This window comes from Limnospira fusiformis SAG 85.79 (genome assembly GCF_012516315.1).
In the GTDB taxonomy this organism is placed as follows: domain Bacteria; phylum Cyanobacteriota; class Cyanobacteriia; order Cyanobacteriales; family Microcoleaceae; genus Limnospira; species Limnospira fusiformis.
In genome coordinates this window covers 3,490,204-3,503,660 of record NZ_CP051185.1, presented here as the reverse complement: position 1 = coordinate 3,503,660, position 13,457 = coordinate 3,490,204, and the positions used below count along the sequence as shown (strand labels likewise).

Annotated in this window: 15 protein-coding genes; 8 read left to right on the top strand and 7 right to left on the bottom strand. The window is 45.8% G+C overall.

All coding sequences use genetic code 11. The annotated features are described in order from the left end of the window. Positions 1–16 precede the first annotated feature (16 nt). A complete protein-coding gene (pyrF, locus tag HFV01_RS16425; protein ID WP_006626261.1) occupies positions 17–745 on the bottom strand; it encodes an orotidine-5'-phosphate decarboxylase in 729 nt (242 codons plus the stop codon). A 113-nt stretch (positions 746–858) separates the two neighbouring features. After that, positions 859–2,106 (bottom strand): tyrosine--tRNA ligase, encoded by a 1,248-nt coding sequence (tyrS, locus tag HFV01_RS16420; RefSeq protein WP_006670075.1) that lies wholly within the window; start codon positions 2,104–2,106, stop codon positions 859–861. Between the two features lie 262 nt (positions 2,107–2,368). Between tyrS and HFV01_RS16415 the strand changes: the two genes are divergently transcribed. From HFV01_RS16415 to HFV01_RS16395, 5 genes are all read left to right on the top strand, one after another. Beyond that, positions 2,369–3,583: a type IV pilus twitching motility protein PilT gene (locus HFV01_RS16415; protein WP_008050048.1), complete on the top strand. Its 1,215-nt coding sequence runs from the start codon at positions 2,369–2,371 to the stop codon at positions 3,581–3,583. Positions 3,584–3,639: 56 nt separating this feature from the next. After that, positions 3,640–4,119 (top strand): pantetheine-phosphate adenylyltransferase, encoded by a 480-nt coding sequence (gene coaD, locus HFV01_RS16410; protein WP_006626258.1) that lies wholly within the window; start codon positions 3,640–3,642, stop codon positions 4,117–4,119. Next, entirely contained in the window at positions 4,101–4,757 is a 657-nt protein-coding gene (locus tag HFV01_RS16405; RefSeq protein WP_006626257.1) for an ATP synthase subunit B family protein, read from the top strand. Before coaD ends, HFV01_RS16405 begins: the two co-directional genes overlap by 19 nt. Before the next feature lie 606 nt (positions 4,758–5,363). Continuing rightward, positions 5,364–6,755, top strand: a complete 1,392-nt coding sequence (locus tag HFV01_RS16400) for a DUF2157 domain-containing protein (protein WP_006626256.1) — start codon at positions 5,364–5,366, stop codon at positions 6,753–6,755. 34 nt (positions 6,756–6,789) lie between these two features. After that, positions 6,790–7,443 (top strand): GDYXXLXY domain-containing protein, encoded by a 654-nt coding sequence (locus tag HFV01_RS16395; RefSeq protein WP_006626255.1) that lies wholly within the window; start codon positions 6,790–6,792, stop codon positions 7,441–7,443. Here HFV01_RS16395 and HFV01_RS16390 read toward each other — a convergent pair. Together HFV01_RS16390 and HFV01_RS16385 are read right to left on the bottom strand one after the other, a co-directional pair. Continuing rightward, complete coding sequence (locus tag HFV01_RS16390; protein WP_046321238.1) at positions 7,440–8,192, bottom strand: pentapeptide repeat-containing protein; 753 nt, start codon at positions 8,190–8,192, stop codon at positions 7,440–7,442. The two genes, HFV01_RS16395 and HFV01_RS16390, sit on opposite strands and share 4 nt — an antisense overlap. 145 nt (positions 8,193–8,337) lie before the next feature. Further along, entirely contained in the window at positions 8,338–8,631 is a 294-nt protein-coding gene (locus HFV01_RS16385) for a hypothetical protein (protein ID WP_006626252.1), read from the bottom strand. Between the two features lie 378 nt (positions 8,632–9,009). Here HFV01_RS16385 and HFV01_RS16380 point away from each other — a divergent pair, with 378 nt between their 5' ends. The 3 genes from HFV01_RS16380 (at position 9,010) to HFV01_RS16370 (ending at position 10,944) form a co-directional block, all read left to right on the top strand. Beyond that, positions 9,010–9,723, top strand: coding sequence for a pyridoxine 5'-phosphate synthase (locus tag HFV01_RS16380; RefSeq protein ID WP_006626251.1), 714 nt, complete (start codon positions 9,010–9,012; stop codon positions 9,721–9,723). A gap of 55 nt (positions 9,724–9,778) precedes the next feature. Next, positions 9,779–10,105 (top strand): MgPME-cyclase complex family protein, encoded by a 327-nt coding sequence (locus HFV01_RS16375; protein WP_006626250.1) that lies wholly within the window; start codon positions 9,779–9,781, stop codon positions 10,103–10,105. A 170-nt stretch (positions 10,106–10,275) separates the two neighbouring features. Next, positions 10,276–10,944: a hypothetical protein gene (locus HFV01_RS16370; RefSeq protein WP_006626249.1), complete on the top strand. Its 669-nt coding sequence runs from the start codon at positions 10,276–10,278 to the stop codon at positions 10,942–10,944. 16 nt (positions 10,945–10,960) lie between these two features. Here the strand turns inward: HFV01_RS16370 and HFV01_RS16365 are convergent, their stop codons facing one another. From HFV01_RS16365 to folD, 3 genes are all read right to left on the bottom strand, one after another. Further along, positions 10,961–11,416 carry a divergent PAP2 family protein gene (locus HFV01_RS16365; protein ID WP_006619999.1) on the bottom strand — a complete coding sequence of 152 codons (456 nt, stop codon included), beginning with the start codon at positions 11,414–11,416 and terminating at the stop codon, positions 10,961–10,963. Between the two features lie 25 nt (positions 11,417–11,441). Further along, positions 11,442–12,392 (bottom strand): geranylgeranyl diphosphate synthase CrtE, encoded by a 951-nt coding sequence (gene crtE / locus HFV01_RS16360; RefSeq protein ID WP_006626248.1) that lies wholly within the window; start codon positions 12,390–12,392, stop codon positions 11,442–11,444. Between the two features lie 154 nt (positions 12,393–12,546). After that, positions 12,547–13,407: a bifunctional methylenetetrahydrofolate dehydrogenase/methenyltetrahydrofolate cyclohydrolase FolD gene (gene folD, locus HFV01_RS16355; RefSeq protein ID WP_006626247.1), complete on the bottom strand. Its 861-nt coding sequence runs from the start codon at positions 13,405–13,407 to the stop codon at positions 12,547–12,549. Positions 13,408–13,457 lie beyond the last annotated feature (50 nt).

Sequence of the window (13,457 nt, the reverse complement as noted above, 5' to 3'; positions counted from 1 at the left end):
CTACAATACTAAACATCTACTTGACTATCTTTTCCGCTGCGTCTAACTCTTCCGAAATTAGCTTTAATGCTGTCATGGGGTTATTCGCTTCAGTAATAGGTCGTCCAATTACTAAATAATTAGCACCCGCTTTCAATGCTTCCGAAGGAGTGAGCGATCGCTTTTGATCACCTTTAGATGCCCAACTCGGACGCACCCCAGGACACACCAACAGAAAATCATCCCCGCAAGTCCGCCGTAGTTGTGCCACTTCCTGCGGCGAACACACCGCCCCCGCTAAACCGCACTCTTGCCCTAATAATGCCATCTGTAAGGCATACTCTGGCAGTTCCAGGGGAATTTTGAGGTCAAAGGCTAATTCCCTGGCGTTAAGGCTCGTTAACAGGCTAATGGCGATTAATTTAGGTACGGGTACACCCGCCTCATTCGCTCCCATTTCCGCCGCCGACTGAGCAGCTTTTAGGGCGACTTTTCCAGCGGTGGCGTGAATAGTAATTAAGTCTACACCATAGCGAGCGGCGGCGCGACAGGCTCCGGCTACGGTATTGGGTATATCATGGAATTTCAGATCCAAAAATATCCGCTTATTGCGCTGTTTTAGTTGTTTTAAAATTTGCGGACCACAACTGACAAACAGTTCTAAACCCACTTTCCAAAATGTGACTTGTGGCAGGGTTTCAATCAATGCGATCGCATCAGCTTGACTGGAAACATCTAGGGGAACAATAACTTTATCTATGGTCATGGTTGGTATATTTTCCAATTTTTACAGTCAATATAAGCCGGGTAAAACCGGAAATTTATTGATGATAAATTATCCCGATTACACCCCAAGTTAATCAATGATAGGCAACCCATTTACACTAGCCGGATAAATTTCTTTTTCCCAACTTGTAAAACTCGCCCTTTCAGTTCTTCAGCAGAAGCCACAACTAAATTAGGATCCTCAATGCGATCGCCATCTATTTTCACAGCACCTCCCGCAATTTGTCGCCTCGCCTCGCTGCCACTTTTACACAGTCCACTAGCCGAAAGAATATAGAATAACTTAGCCGGAAACTCCACCTCTGACAGAGAAAATTCCGGTACAGCCTCAGCCCTAGTTGCATCTCCTTGCACCAAATTTACAGCCGCTTTTTGCGCCGCCAAAGCCGCCGCTTCTCCGTGGTATTGAGTGACTATATCCAAGGCGAGTAACTTTTGGCGATCGCGAGGATTTTCCGGCAATTCTGCCAATGGGTAATCAGTGAGCAACTCAAAATATTGTGCAATCAAACCATCAGGAACCTTCTCCAATTTGGAGTACATAGTCAAAGGGTCTTCCGACAGTCCCACATAATTACCCAGGGACTTAGACATTTTCTGCACCCCATCAGTACCAATCAAAATAGGCATTAGTAAACCGAACTGTGGTGTTTGTCCAAAATAGCGCTGTAAATCTCTTCCCACAGCCAGATTAAACTTTTGATCCGTTCCTCCCAACTCCACATCAGCCTCAACTGCCACCGAATCATAACCCTGCATTAACGGATAGAGAAACTCATGCAAATATATTGGATTTTCCTGTTCAAACCTCAGCGAAAACCCTTCCTTAGCCAACATTTGTCCCACCGTCATCCGCGACAGCAAATCCAAAGTTTTAGCCAGATCCAACTTAGATAACCATTCCGAGTTACGACGAATTTCCAAACGTCCCGGGGTATCAAAATCTAAAATCGGGCGCAGTTGTTCGAGATAAGTTTGGGCATTTTGTTCTACTTGCTCAGGAGTTAGCTGACGACGAACCTCCGATTTGCCAGTAGGATCACCAATGCGGGCAGTAAAATCGCCAATAATGAGAACCGCCGTATGTCCTGCGTCCTGGAAAGCCCGCAACTTCCGAAAAATGATACTATGTCCTAGGTGAATATCCGAGCCAGTCGGGTCGATACCTAACTTAATCCTAAGAGGGCGGGTACTGAGAGCCAACCGCTGACCCAAATTTTCCTCTGGGTTTTCAGAATTAGGCAATTCCGGGAAAATATCAGTAACCCCCCGGCGCAGTCTCGGAAAATTTTGTAAAGAAACTCCCGCAGAAGTCTCTAGGGCTGGTTGACTCACAATCATAAAAAATCGAAACTTGAGCAAATGTTAGGTTAGGATACCTCAGATCATCCTATCATTTCCCTGTGCCGTTCAAACAAAAATCAACAATCATGTTAGGGGCAGGTTCTACTGTCAATTCTCGATTCCCAGGGATTCCCAGGGGCGATCGCACCGACGAGCCATAACCCCACCAGAAAATCAATTTCCCTCTGTTCTCAACTGCAACTGCGGTTAACCCTGTGCCACAATTAGCAACAGATATCAGCTAAGGGACACTCACCTCATGGCTCATTCAACTCAGTCACCATCTCCCGAAAATCTCCCCCCCAAGCCCACAGTTCCGGTGCGCGCGAGACAACGACAATCGACCAATGTTTCCCCCAGTAACTCCATTAAAGATATGGTTAAGGATGCCTTTGTTAAAAAAGCCTCCGATATTCATATTCGAGTCGGACATACTACCCGATATAGGATACAGGGGGAAATGGTTAGAATTAAAGACCAAGTAAAAGTCACCCCAGAAATATTTGAGCAGTATCTCAGTGAGATTCTCGCCCCACACCAAAGGCAACAATTTGCCGAAATGAAAGAACTCGACACCGCCATTTTTTATCCTGGTATAGTCCGATGTCGGGTTAATTGCTTTGAATCTCTGACCGGGGGAGCCATGGTGCTGCGACTAATTAACTTAAAAATTCCTAGTATCGATGAATTGAGATTACCAGAAGTTCTCAAAAACATTATTAGCTATCCCCATGGGTTAATTTTAGTCACAGGTCCAACGGGTTCAGGTAAATCTACCACCCTCGCTGCCATGTTACGTTATCTCAATGAAAACGCTCGCAAGCACATTGTCACCATTGAAGACCCCATTGAATTTGTCCATGCTTCCCGACAATGCTTAATCTCTCAAAGGGAAGTCGGATTACATACCCTAGAATTTCATCATGCCCTCCGTGCCGTTTTGCGGGAAGACCCAGATGTTATTCTAATTGGGGAAATGCGCGATCGCACCACAGTTAATACTGCCCTCCAAGCATCCCAAACCGGGCACCTAGTCTTGGGAACCGTCCACACTCACAACGCCATTAACTCAGTCAACCGACTGTTAAACCTCTACAACGTAGACGAACAGGCAGCCGTCAGGATTCAGATCTGTGATTCCCTAGTCGCCGTAATTGCTCAATTATTAATCCCCACAGTCGATAACAAAAGGGCTGCAGTTCACGATATCCTAGTTAATACCCCAGCCATGAAAGACTATCTACTCAAAGGCGACGAGGAAAGTGCAACTCACCTCATGGAAAATGACACCTATGAAGGAATGCAACTGATTAACCAGGCGATTTTTGAACAAGTTACCCTAGGACGCATTACCATGGAAGAAGCCGAAAAGTCCTCCCCCGATGCGGCCGATTTAGATCGCCGATTCCGTATGGCTGGGCTTGACTCTTCCGGGGTAGCCCGGGAATTCCGTAAGGGAAAAAGTTTGTTTTAACCATCAAACAGTTTAAGGTAATCTCTGGTAAGACTTCAAGATAACCATAATCTATTGTGATTGCTATATATCCAGGCAGTTTTGACCCAGTTACCTTTGGACATATTGATATAATTGAGCGAGGTTCCCATCTATTTGAATGGGTGATTGTGGCCGTCCTACGCAACCCTAGCAAGACTCCCCTGTTTACAGTCGAACAACGCCTGATTCAAATTCGGCAATCTATCTCCCATTTGGATAATGTCGAGGTTGCCAGTTTTGAGGGTCTCACCGTAGACTATGCCAAACTGAGAAAGGCACAAGTGCTATTGCGCGGCTTGCGAGTCCTGTCTGATTTTGAGATGGAACTGCAAATGGCTCACACTAATAAAACCCTGTCTGATACAATCGAGACAGTTTTCTTGGCAACCTCCAACGAATATAGCTTTTTATCAAGCAGTGTCGTTAAGGAGATCGCCAAGTTTGGCGGTTCAGTCGATCATCTTGTTCCCAACCACGTCGCTATAGATATTAATAGATGTTACGCCAGGAATTAACCCCCAGAATTGAATCTAATCCTAATGGACTTGTCACTAACGGCGAACCGACTCCTACCGCTTCGCCTAGTATAGATATTCAGCGGGAACTTAACCGACTTGAAGAAATGATTCTTGACAGTCCTCGCATTCCCCTGACTCGACGCACTCTTGTGGACGAGGAACAGTTGCTAGATCAACTAGACCTGATCCGCTTAAATCTTCCGAGTGCTTTTCAGGAGGCTGATATTATTGTTCGTCATAAAGATGAAATTCTCCAGGAAGCTGAAGAATATGCAGCCTCTATCCTACAGAATGCTGAACAAAGAGCTACTCAACTTTTTAATGAAACTGGTATTGTCCAACGAGCGACCGAAGAAGCCGATCGCCTTAGACAACAAGTCCAGATAGAGTGTGAAGCCTTACAGCAACAAACTCTCGCCGAGGTTGAACAAATTCGCTATCAGGCTCAACAGGAACTTGATGCTATGCGAAATCGGATCTTAAATGAGTGTAATGAGATCCAAACCGGAGCCGATGAGTATGCTGATCATGTTCTAGCTAAAATTGAGCATGAACTGAGCGACATGGTAAGGATTATCCGCAATGGTCGCGAACAGTTGCAAATTAACGAGTCTCAGCGTCCCCCTCTTTACTAATGAAAAAACTTAAAGAGCTTAATTTAATCGCAGATTAGTTGAACCAATTAGGGCGATGCGCTACCATACCAAGTATGGTGCGGGACCTTCGGGTATGAAATAGAGCTGAAATGAGCCAAATAACTACCCGGTGAGGACTTAAACCCCTTGGTTGATTGGGTCGCATCCCTGACCATCCCATAACACAGCCTAATTTTTGGGCTCATCTTCGAGACTTCCAACATGGCTAGCTAGGTGAAGGGAAAAATCAGGTCTAAGACTACCAAGCTAAACAGTGCTTTGGGATCATCTTTCTAAAAGCTTTGCGGGATACCGCCTCCATTACCTTAATAGGTAATGGTGCTATCGTTGCATTATCCGGAGCCGGAAAAATGTCGCGTAAATGTATCAGGCAACAAATCACACGAAAATAGCCCCTGACCCTAGAGACAAGTTATACCTTGGATAAGGCCCCACTTGTCTCTACACTCTTTTTTCCGCTTCCCTACTCCTCCCCTCATTTGCTGCTTTTTTGAAACAGAGACAGTTGAGAATGTGGCATAAACTATTCTACCAAAATCTGAACATCAAGACAAACTGAACCTATCTGACATAGGCTTTCAATCGATGATTTCAGAAAAGTTTCGTCGCCAATTGCGACAGGAAGCTCGACTATGGAAAGCAGAAGGCTTGGTTAATGATGAACTTTATCAACAATTAGCCGATCGCTATCAGTTTAATAGCCTCGAAACCGCCGCCAGCAATCGCTTTGTCATGATTCTCATGGTAGGTGGTGGCATCCTCTTGGGATTGGGTGTGATTACCTTTGTGGCAGCTAACTGGCAACAATGGCCCCGATATATGCGGGTTTTGCTACTCCTATCCGTCCTCATTGGATTTAATACAGGTGGGTTTTACCTGTGGCAACATCCTACATCAGAATCTAAACAACGCCTCGGACAGGGACTGCTAATGGCTGGCGCATTGTCTTTGGGAGCAAATATAGCACTGCTGGCCCAGATGTTTCATATAGGCGGTTCCCCATACGGATTATATGTCGTTTGGGGGCTAGGTGTCCTGATTATGGCTTATAGCTTAAAATTGCGCTCTCTATCGGTTTTAGCCATAATTCTGTTGGGCTTAGGATACTTTCAGGGCATCAATATAGCCCTATCAGCCAGGGATTTATCTGCTATTGATATTTTGCTCCAATATATGCCGATCGCATCTGCTATTTTATTTATACCCCTAGCCTATTGGTGTCAATCCCGTGTGGTTTTTATCATGGCGCTGTTGGCGATCGCTATCCCATTATTAGTCATTATGGGAAGATTGATTTCCTTCCAGCCCATAAGCGGAATTGAGGTTGTGATCAGCTTAATTTTAATCCCCACTTGGTTATGGTCCTATCGAGATAGTCAATGGCCCTATGTCCATGGTCAGCCTTTTCAAGCGATCGCTCACCGTTTAGCCATTTTGTACTTAGGATTTTTATGCTTCCTCTTTTCATTTTTTCAGGTTTGGAAAAACTTGGACTTCTGGACTTATCGCTCTAACCCAGAAAATCCCAATGTAATGCTAATTAATATCCTGGCTTTTGTGGTCATATCCCTCTGGCAATGGTTCCAGATAATTAAGCCTCATGGTAGCCAAAGATATTGGGGTGTAGATGCCTATACCACCGCTATTAGTGCCTTGATTATCATCACTGGTATAGTCACTTTTTGGCATATCTCAATAGCGGAAATTCCCACCACCGCCACTTTAATTTTCAATGTGCAAATGTTTCTGTTGGGCGCATTCACCGTTCGCTTAGGACTGTTAAAAGGCAATCGGAGTGCTTTTTGGTACGGTATGGTGCTATTAGTCCTCCAAATTATCAGCCGAATGTTTGAATACGAAACCGAACTACTCCTGAAAGCCTTAGTTTTAGTCCTGTGTGGAATTGCTGTAATTATCGCCGGTTTATGGTTTGAAAAAAACTTGTCTCGTCCGACTCTCCCTAATTCCAAGTCCTAATTCATAATTTCATCTTTCATGGTGAGGTAACAGTATGGTTAACACTAACAAAATCCCATCCGCAAAACCCTCAGTTATCCTTCCGGGTTCAGTAAATAGCCGTCAACGTCGCTTACCCAATTGGCGACTTCTGGCTCCCCTATTGTGTCAGGTAGCATTGGTAATATCAATTCCGGCTCAGGCTTTTTACACATATATTACTGGAACAACTGTTGTATTACAAACAGCCCCCGTTGACCCCTATGATTTCTTGCGGGGTTATTATCAAATTCTCAGTTATGAAATTTCTCAACCTAGTACCCTCAGAAATCTTCCCGGTTCCGGTACCATGTCACACAGAAATTCTATCCGAGATGGTGATACAGTTTATGTGATCCTAGAAAAACCCCAAGAACAACCAGAAGGCGATCGCCCCCTTCCTTGGCAACCCGTAGCAGTTAGCAACCAGCGTCCTGATAATTTACCAGAAAATCAGATCGCCATTCGAGGTACAGGTGATGGCTGGGGTCTAAAATACGGTCTGGAAACCTACTATATGCCGGAAAATAAGCGCTTAGAGGTTAACGAGAACATTAGCCGCGCTCAAAGTCGCGATCCTGAGTCTTTTGTGGTTGAAGTCAAAGTGGACTCCCAGGGGAATGCAATTCCACTACGTTTGTGGGTAAGCGATCGCAGCTATCAGTTTTAACCCGGGTGAATAGTGCCATCTGGTAAAATTGCCCCAGCCAAATTAGCCCCGGTTAGTTTCACCATTAAGCGATCGCTATATCCCACTTTCGCCCCGGTTAAATTAGCCCCCCGCAAATCCGCACCACTTAAATCCGCACCAATTAGGTTAGCCTCCTGAAGATTAGCGTAACTCAGATTGGCCTGCAAAAAATTAGCCCGGAATAAATTAGCCCGATGCAAACAAGCCCCACTCAAGTTAACTCTATGTAAAAAACAATCCGTCATATCAGCATAACTCAGATCTGCCCCACTCAAATTCCGTCCCGACAAATCTCTTTCCTTCAGGTTCGCCCCCCGAAAATCAGCGTTAGTCAAATCAGAATAGGATGGACGCTGATAAGCTGGTGGTGACTGATACTCCTGTTTGGGGGGACGGTGGGGTGGAGTGGCCGCGCGGTAAGTATAATATGAGTTGGTGTTGTGGCTGGTCTGGGTCTGACGTTTAGCCCCAGCATACTCAGGTCTGGGGGTCGGTTTCGATGGTTTCGTTTTATTAGACCTCAACAGCGATCGCAACTTATCGCGCGCCTGGTTAATTTCCTTGAGTTTATCTTCTGCTAACTGTCGCAGCCGTTGGTTATCTTCTGGAATGCGATCGGGATGCCAGATAAATGCTAAATCTTTATAAGCCCTATCTACAACCTCCAGGGATGCACCGGGTTGCAATTCAAGGACCCTATAACAGTGGTTCAACTCACTTGGTGTCATGGTCAAGGTTTACCCCCCCTAGAAGGTTGTCCCCTGGAAATGGGCGATCGCCATTTCCGGCTTAAATTATTCTAGCTCATGCGATCGCCTAACAGATATTGAGGAAAGTTGAAGGTTTTTTAGTCCCCAAACGGAAATAACCCATTTATTCTGGCGATTGGGATGAAGCCTGTTTTTTGGCTTGCAGATTCCTAAACCATCGCGATCGCTTCATATTTTGAAACACCATTGTTAACCCCGTGATCAGCATCCACAGTAAACCTAAGCCATTTAATAGCACATACACAGGTTCTAAGGTTTGCCCTAAATATTCCCCTTCATGAATCACCATTAAAAAATGTACCTGGTCCCTTGATAAACCAAACCAACTTTTCCCCAATCGGTAAGCTACCCCCGTAAATACCGTCACAAATAGTGGTAGCATCACAATCGGAGCCATCGTGCTATGCAGTTTCCTAAAGTTCCCCAGATTCACAATATTGATGACCCACTCCCTATTAATAATCTATACTAAGCCCCATTCGGCATTATTTACCCACAGATACGCACCTTACAGCCTGTTCAGAAATCATCTGATCACCTTTCAAAGTCCCTCTCCCTCTCTGGCAGAGGGATTTAGGGTGAGGGCAATGTATTAAGCGACTGGTGAACAAGCTGTAATGTTACCACAATATTTCTATATCACACTCATATACATATAATATCGATTTTGTCAATACCCTGTTGGTCTTTTCTTGAAAGGCCTGTAATAATTAACTTTTCAGAGTTCCCATGAATATGTCAAACTGTTGTGGTCTAAGATTTGATCAAAAGAACTATGCCCACTCTCGGTGTAAATATTGACCACATTGCCACAATTAGACAAGCCCGGCGGACAGTGGAACCGGATCCAGTAGCAGCGGCGGCGATCGCAGAACTAGCGGGAGCAGACGGGATTACAGTACATTTGCGCGAAGATCGCCGTCATATCCAAGATAGAGATGTGCGACTGTTACGGGAAACCGTGAGAACTCACCTAAACCTGGAAATGGCCGCCACAGATGAAATGGTAGCGATCGCCCTAGATATTAAACCCGACTACATAACCTTAGTACCCGAACGCCGGGAAGAAGTCACCACCGAAGGAGGATTAGATATCCTGGGTCAACTACAGCGGATGTCAGAAGTAGTCAGCACCCTGCAAAATGCAGGAATCCCCGTAAGTTTATTTATCGATCCTAACCCCGCCCAAATCGAAGCCTCAGCCACAGTTAAAGCCCAATTCATCGAACTACATACAGGTTGTTACTGCGAAGCCAAGGGAGTCCAACAGCAAAAGGAACTCGAGATTTTAGCCCAAGGATGTAAATTAGCCCTAGAAGCCGGACTGCGAGTTAATGCGGGTCACGGCTTGACTTATTGGAATGTGCAACCTGTAGCCCGCTTAGAAGGTATGGAAGAACTCAACATTGGTCATACAATAATAAGTCGGGCAGTTCTTGTCGGTTTAGATAAAGCCGTGCGGGAAATGAAACAGGCTATCCTGGGTTAACGGGAAAGTTACAGTCAGCCCAGTTGTTCTTTAGTTAATTGTAGGTGACAAACAAATGGCAACTTATTATTATCTCCTAGCTAGTAAAGACTTTGTGATCGAGGAACCTATTGAGGAAGTGCTCAAGGAACGTCGGCGCAATTATCAAGAACAGGAAAAGGAGATCGATTTTTGGTTAGTAATTGAGCCAGGATTTTTGGAAGCGCCCGAAATGGCCGAAGTGAAAGCTAAATGTCCTAAACCAGCGGCGGCGTTGGTTTCTACTAACCCTCAGTTTATTACTTGGCTGAAATTGCGACTTGAGCACGTGATTACCGGACAATTTGAAGCGCCTTCAGCTACTATCCCTGATGCGATCGCGTCTCTGGCTACTGCTGGCTAAAAATCCTGATTACCTGTGGTCGCTCAATATACTACTATTTCAGGCTATAGGGGCGGGTTCTCAGATCATGTGGTTGAAATCAGGATTGTCTAAAGAAACCGCCCCTACGCTCAGAAAATCTCAATTCGGGTACAATAGCTGCAAAATCGATCGCAAAAGTTGTTATAGCTATGGTTAAACTTAGGTTGAGGCGATGGTTAACTAGGATTAGTTCTGTAGGGGTGGTTCTGCTTACCATAGGTTTCAGTGCTAAACCCAGCTTTGGTCAAGCCTCCTGTGTTCCCCCTCGACCCGGTGAGTATTTGCTGTTAATCACCAGCAACACCCCCGAGACACAAGCACTAGCGCGTCAAGTCCTACCTAGCAACATAGAAAGCCAGGTGTGTCGCTATCTCAATGATATTGTCACCAGAGTTGGCGGTTTTGATGACGTCCTAATTGCCGAAGACTGGGCGGCTTATTTCAAGGAAACAGCCGGTTTATCCACCCATGTGGTTAAATCTGATGCAGCAGTAACTCCTAGACCCGAACCACGTCCCCCTGTCGGTCCTTCTGGTCCTAGCAGTGATTTGGGTAGCCAACCCCTAGGCATGGGTTATGCGATCATGGTAGACTATTTCAACCAGCCAGAAATTGCGGCTAGACTTGAGGCAACTATGGGGAGAAGAATTCCCATAGTTTCCTATAATCGGCGCTTCTATTTACTGGTAGAACATACCGCCGAGCCGAATAGTGCCATGGAAGTTTTCCGCCGTCTCAATGATCAGGGATTTTGGTCGCTCATGGTTGATAGCAGTCGGGTGAAAATTGAGCGACCTAACCTAGCTACTGGCGATTAAATTCCCAATATCGTAGCTAATAGGTAAGTTCTGCTAAAGCTGCGATCGCTATTCCCAAACTCAAGCCCACAATCACCTGAAAGGGGGTATGTCCGAGTAATTCCTTGAGGCGGTCCTCATTAAATTGGGGATGCTCTTGGAATAACTCGTCCATAATCTGATTAAGAATGCGAGCCTGTTTCCCTGCTGCTTGTCGGACACCCGCCGCATCATACATAACAATAATAGCAAATACCACAGCGATCGCAAACTCCGGGCTACCCCACCCGATCACCTGACCAACACTGGCGGCTAAAGCACCCACAAAGGCTGAGTGAGAACTAGGCATTCCCCCAGTAGTCACCAGAACCCGCAGATTAATTTTTCCATGCTGTATCAATTCGATCGCCAGTTTAGACGCTTGGGCGAACAGACAAGCAAACAGTGCCACTAACAGCACCCGGTTGTCCAATATGTGACCAAATTCTTGCATGGGGTTGAACACCTCGCTTTAAAAGTTAGTGACTGCGATAGGTAATAAAATCAGCGATCGCCGCCAGAGCGCAACCACCGTTTCCAAAAGCCTGTAATTCAGCCTTAGCCTCCTCCACCAGTTGTTGAGCTTTCGCCCGTGACTTTTCCAAGCCCCATAAACTAGGATAGGTAGCCTTTTGAGCTTCCAGATCCTTGCCTGCGGTTTTACCCAACTCCGACGAGGGTACGGTAATATCGAGAATATCATCGACAATTTGAAACGCCAAGCCAATATTTTTAGCATAGCGAGAGAGTCTCTCCAGGTCAGTTTCATTAGCACCCGCCAAAATCGCACCACAGACCACACAGGCTTCTAATAAAGCCCCAGTTTTGTGGGTATGGATAAAAGTTAGAGTTTCCTCAGATATATCTGATAAACCCTCCGATGCTAAATCTACCACCTGACCGCCCACCAATCCAGTCGCCCCCACCGCACGACCCAGGCGACCGATTACCTGTAGGACTCTTTCCGGGGGTACACCTTGAGTTTGGGTAGCCACGAACTCAAAAGCATAACTTAGCAATCCATCTCCCGCTAAAATAGCAATATCCTCGCCATAGACCTTGTGGTTAGTCAATTTCCCACGCCGATAATCATCATTATCCATTGCTGGTAGATCATCGTGAATTAAAGACATCGTATGAATCATCTCTAGGGCGCAGGCTGTCGGCATTGCCATTTCCACTGTACCCCCAAGCAGTTCACAGGTAGCTAAACATAAAATAGGTCGCAGCCGTTTTCCCCCAGCCATGAGGGAATAGCGCATCGACTCATAAATTTTTTCGGGGTAGGTGACAGCAATAGCAGCATCTAGCGCCGCTTCCACTAATTCCTTTTTTTGGCTAAGATAAGTCGATAGGTCAAATGGTCTGTCTGACCCGGATAAATCCATGTTTTCTGTGACTACCATACCGTCGGTGTTGATATCTGTCATAATTAGGGGCAAACCCCACAGCCCAACCAGCCAAAGTCTGATAGCGGTTTATAGGGACAAGTAGGGCAGTAATCGGTGAACATCAGTTTTTATTGTACGGGTCTTTTGACACCATGCGCGATCGCGAATCCCGTTAATCACATCATCGAGTCGATCAGATGCGTTTTTGATAACTTTCCACCGTATTCTGTAACAGCATAGCCACAGTCATCGGACCGATACCACCCGGTACAGGGGTAATATATCCTGCTATGGGTTCAGCCGCCTGGAAGTCTACATCTCCTACTAACCGCGATTTTCCGTTAGCATCTTCTAAGCGGTTAATTCCCACATCAATCACTACCGCCCCCGGTTTGATACAATTCGCTCCCACCATCTCGGGACGACCTACCGCCGCGATCAGAATATCAGCTTCCGATGCGATCGCTTCTAGGTTTTCCGTCCGAGAGTGGGCTACAGTTACTGTACAATTAGCCTCTAGTAACATCAAAGCCATGGGTTTCCCCACTAAGATACTCCGTCCTAGCACTACCGCTCGTTTTCCCGCTAATGGGATTTGATATTCTTCTAATAGACGCATTACCCCCGCTGGAGTACAACTGCGTAACCCCTTTTCCCCTCTTACTAATCCCCCTAAGTTCATGGGGTGCAACCCGTCTGCGTCTTTGTGCGGCGCTATCTCATACAGCAAACTCACAGCGTCTAGGTGTTCTGGTAACGGCAGTTGTACTAGAATACCATCAACCCGATCATCTTCGTTTAAATTGGCGATCGCCTCTTTAAGTTCTTCCTGGCTTGTATCAGCCGGGAAATGTTGACCAAACGATGCTATTCCTACCCGTTCACAGGATTTCTCTTTGTTGCGGACATAAACGGCGCTGGCGGGGTTATCTCCTACCATTAACACTGCTAAACCTGGAGGTCGTCCCCTTTGCGGTTCTAGGGTTTTAATTTTTTCCCTCAATTGCGATTGAATTTTTTGGGCTGTTGTCTTACCGTCTAATAAATTAGCCATCACAATATATCCAACAATTCCAAGCCAGTATATCTTCCCAGAAATTTGTC

Excerpts from the sequence above, each read along its gene's own strand:
- pyrF (WP_006626261.1), bottom strand. The coding sequence starts at position 745 with ATGACCATAGATAAAGTTATTGTTCCCCTAGATGTTTCCAGTCAAGCT.
- tyrS (WP_006670075.1), bottom strand. The coding sequence starts at position 2,106 with ATGATTGTGAGTCAACCAGCCCTAGAGACTTCTGCGGGAGTTTCTTTA.
- HFV01_RS16415 (WP_008050048.1), top strand. The coding sequence starts at position 2,369 with ATGGCTCATTCAACTCAGTCACCATCTCCCGAAAATCTCCCCCCCAAG.
- HFV01_RS16405 (WP_006626257.1), top strand. The coding sequence starts at position 4,101 with ATGTTACGCCAGGAATTAACCCCCAGAATTGAATCTAATCCTAATGGA.
- HFV01_RS16400 (WP_006626256.1), top strand. The coding sequence starts at position 5,364 with ATGATTTCAGAAAAGTTTCGTCGCCAATTGCGACAGGAAGCTCGACTA.
- HFV01_RS16395 (WP_006626255.1), top strand. The coding sequence starts at position 6,790 with ATGGTTAACACTAACAAAATCCCATCCGCAAAACCCTCAGTTATCCTT.
- HFV01_RS16390 (WP_046321238.1), bottom strand. The coding sequence starts at position 8,192 with ATGACACCAAGTGAGTTGAACCACTGTTATAGGGTCCTTGAATTGCAA.
- HFV01_RS16385 (WP_006626252.1), bottom strand. The coding sequence starts at position 8,631 with ATGGCTCCGATTGTGATGCTACCACTATTTGTGACGGTATTTACGGGG.
- HFV01_RS16380 (WP_006626251.1), top strand. The coding sequence starts at position 9,010 with ATGCCCACTCTCGGTGTAAATATTGACCACATTGCCACAATTAGACAA.
- HFV01_RS16375 (WP_006626250.1), top strand. The coding sequence starts at position 9,779 with ATGGCAACTTATTATTATCTCCTAGCTAGTAAAGACTTTGTGATCGAG.
- HFV01_RS16370 (WP_006626249.1), top strand. The coding sequence starts at position 10,276 with ATGGTTAAACTTAGGTTGAGGCGATGGTTAACTAGGATTAGTTCTGTA.
- HFV01_RS16365 (WP_006619999.1), bottom strand. The coding sequence starts at position 11,416 with ATGCAAGAATTTGGTCACATATTGGACAACCGGGTGCTGTTAGTGGCA.
- crtE (WP_006626248.1), bottom strand. The coding sequence starts at position 12,392 with ATGACAGATATCAACACCGACGGTATGGTAGTCACAGAAAACATGGAT.
- folD (WP_006626247.1), bottom strand. The coding sequence starts at position 13,407 with ATGGCTAATTTATTAGACGGTAAGACAACAGCCCAAAAAATTCAATCG.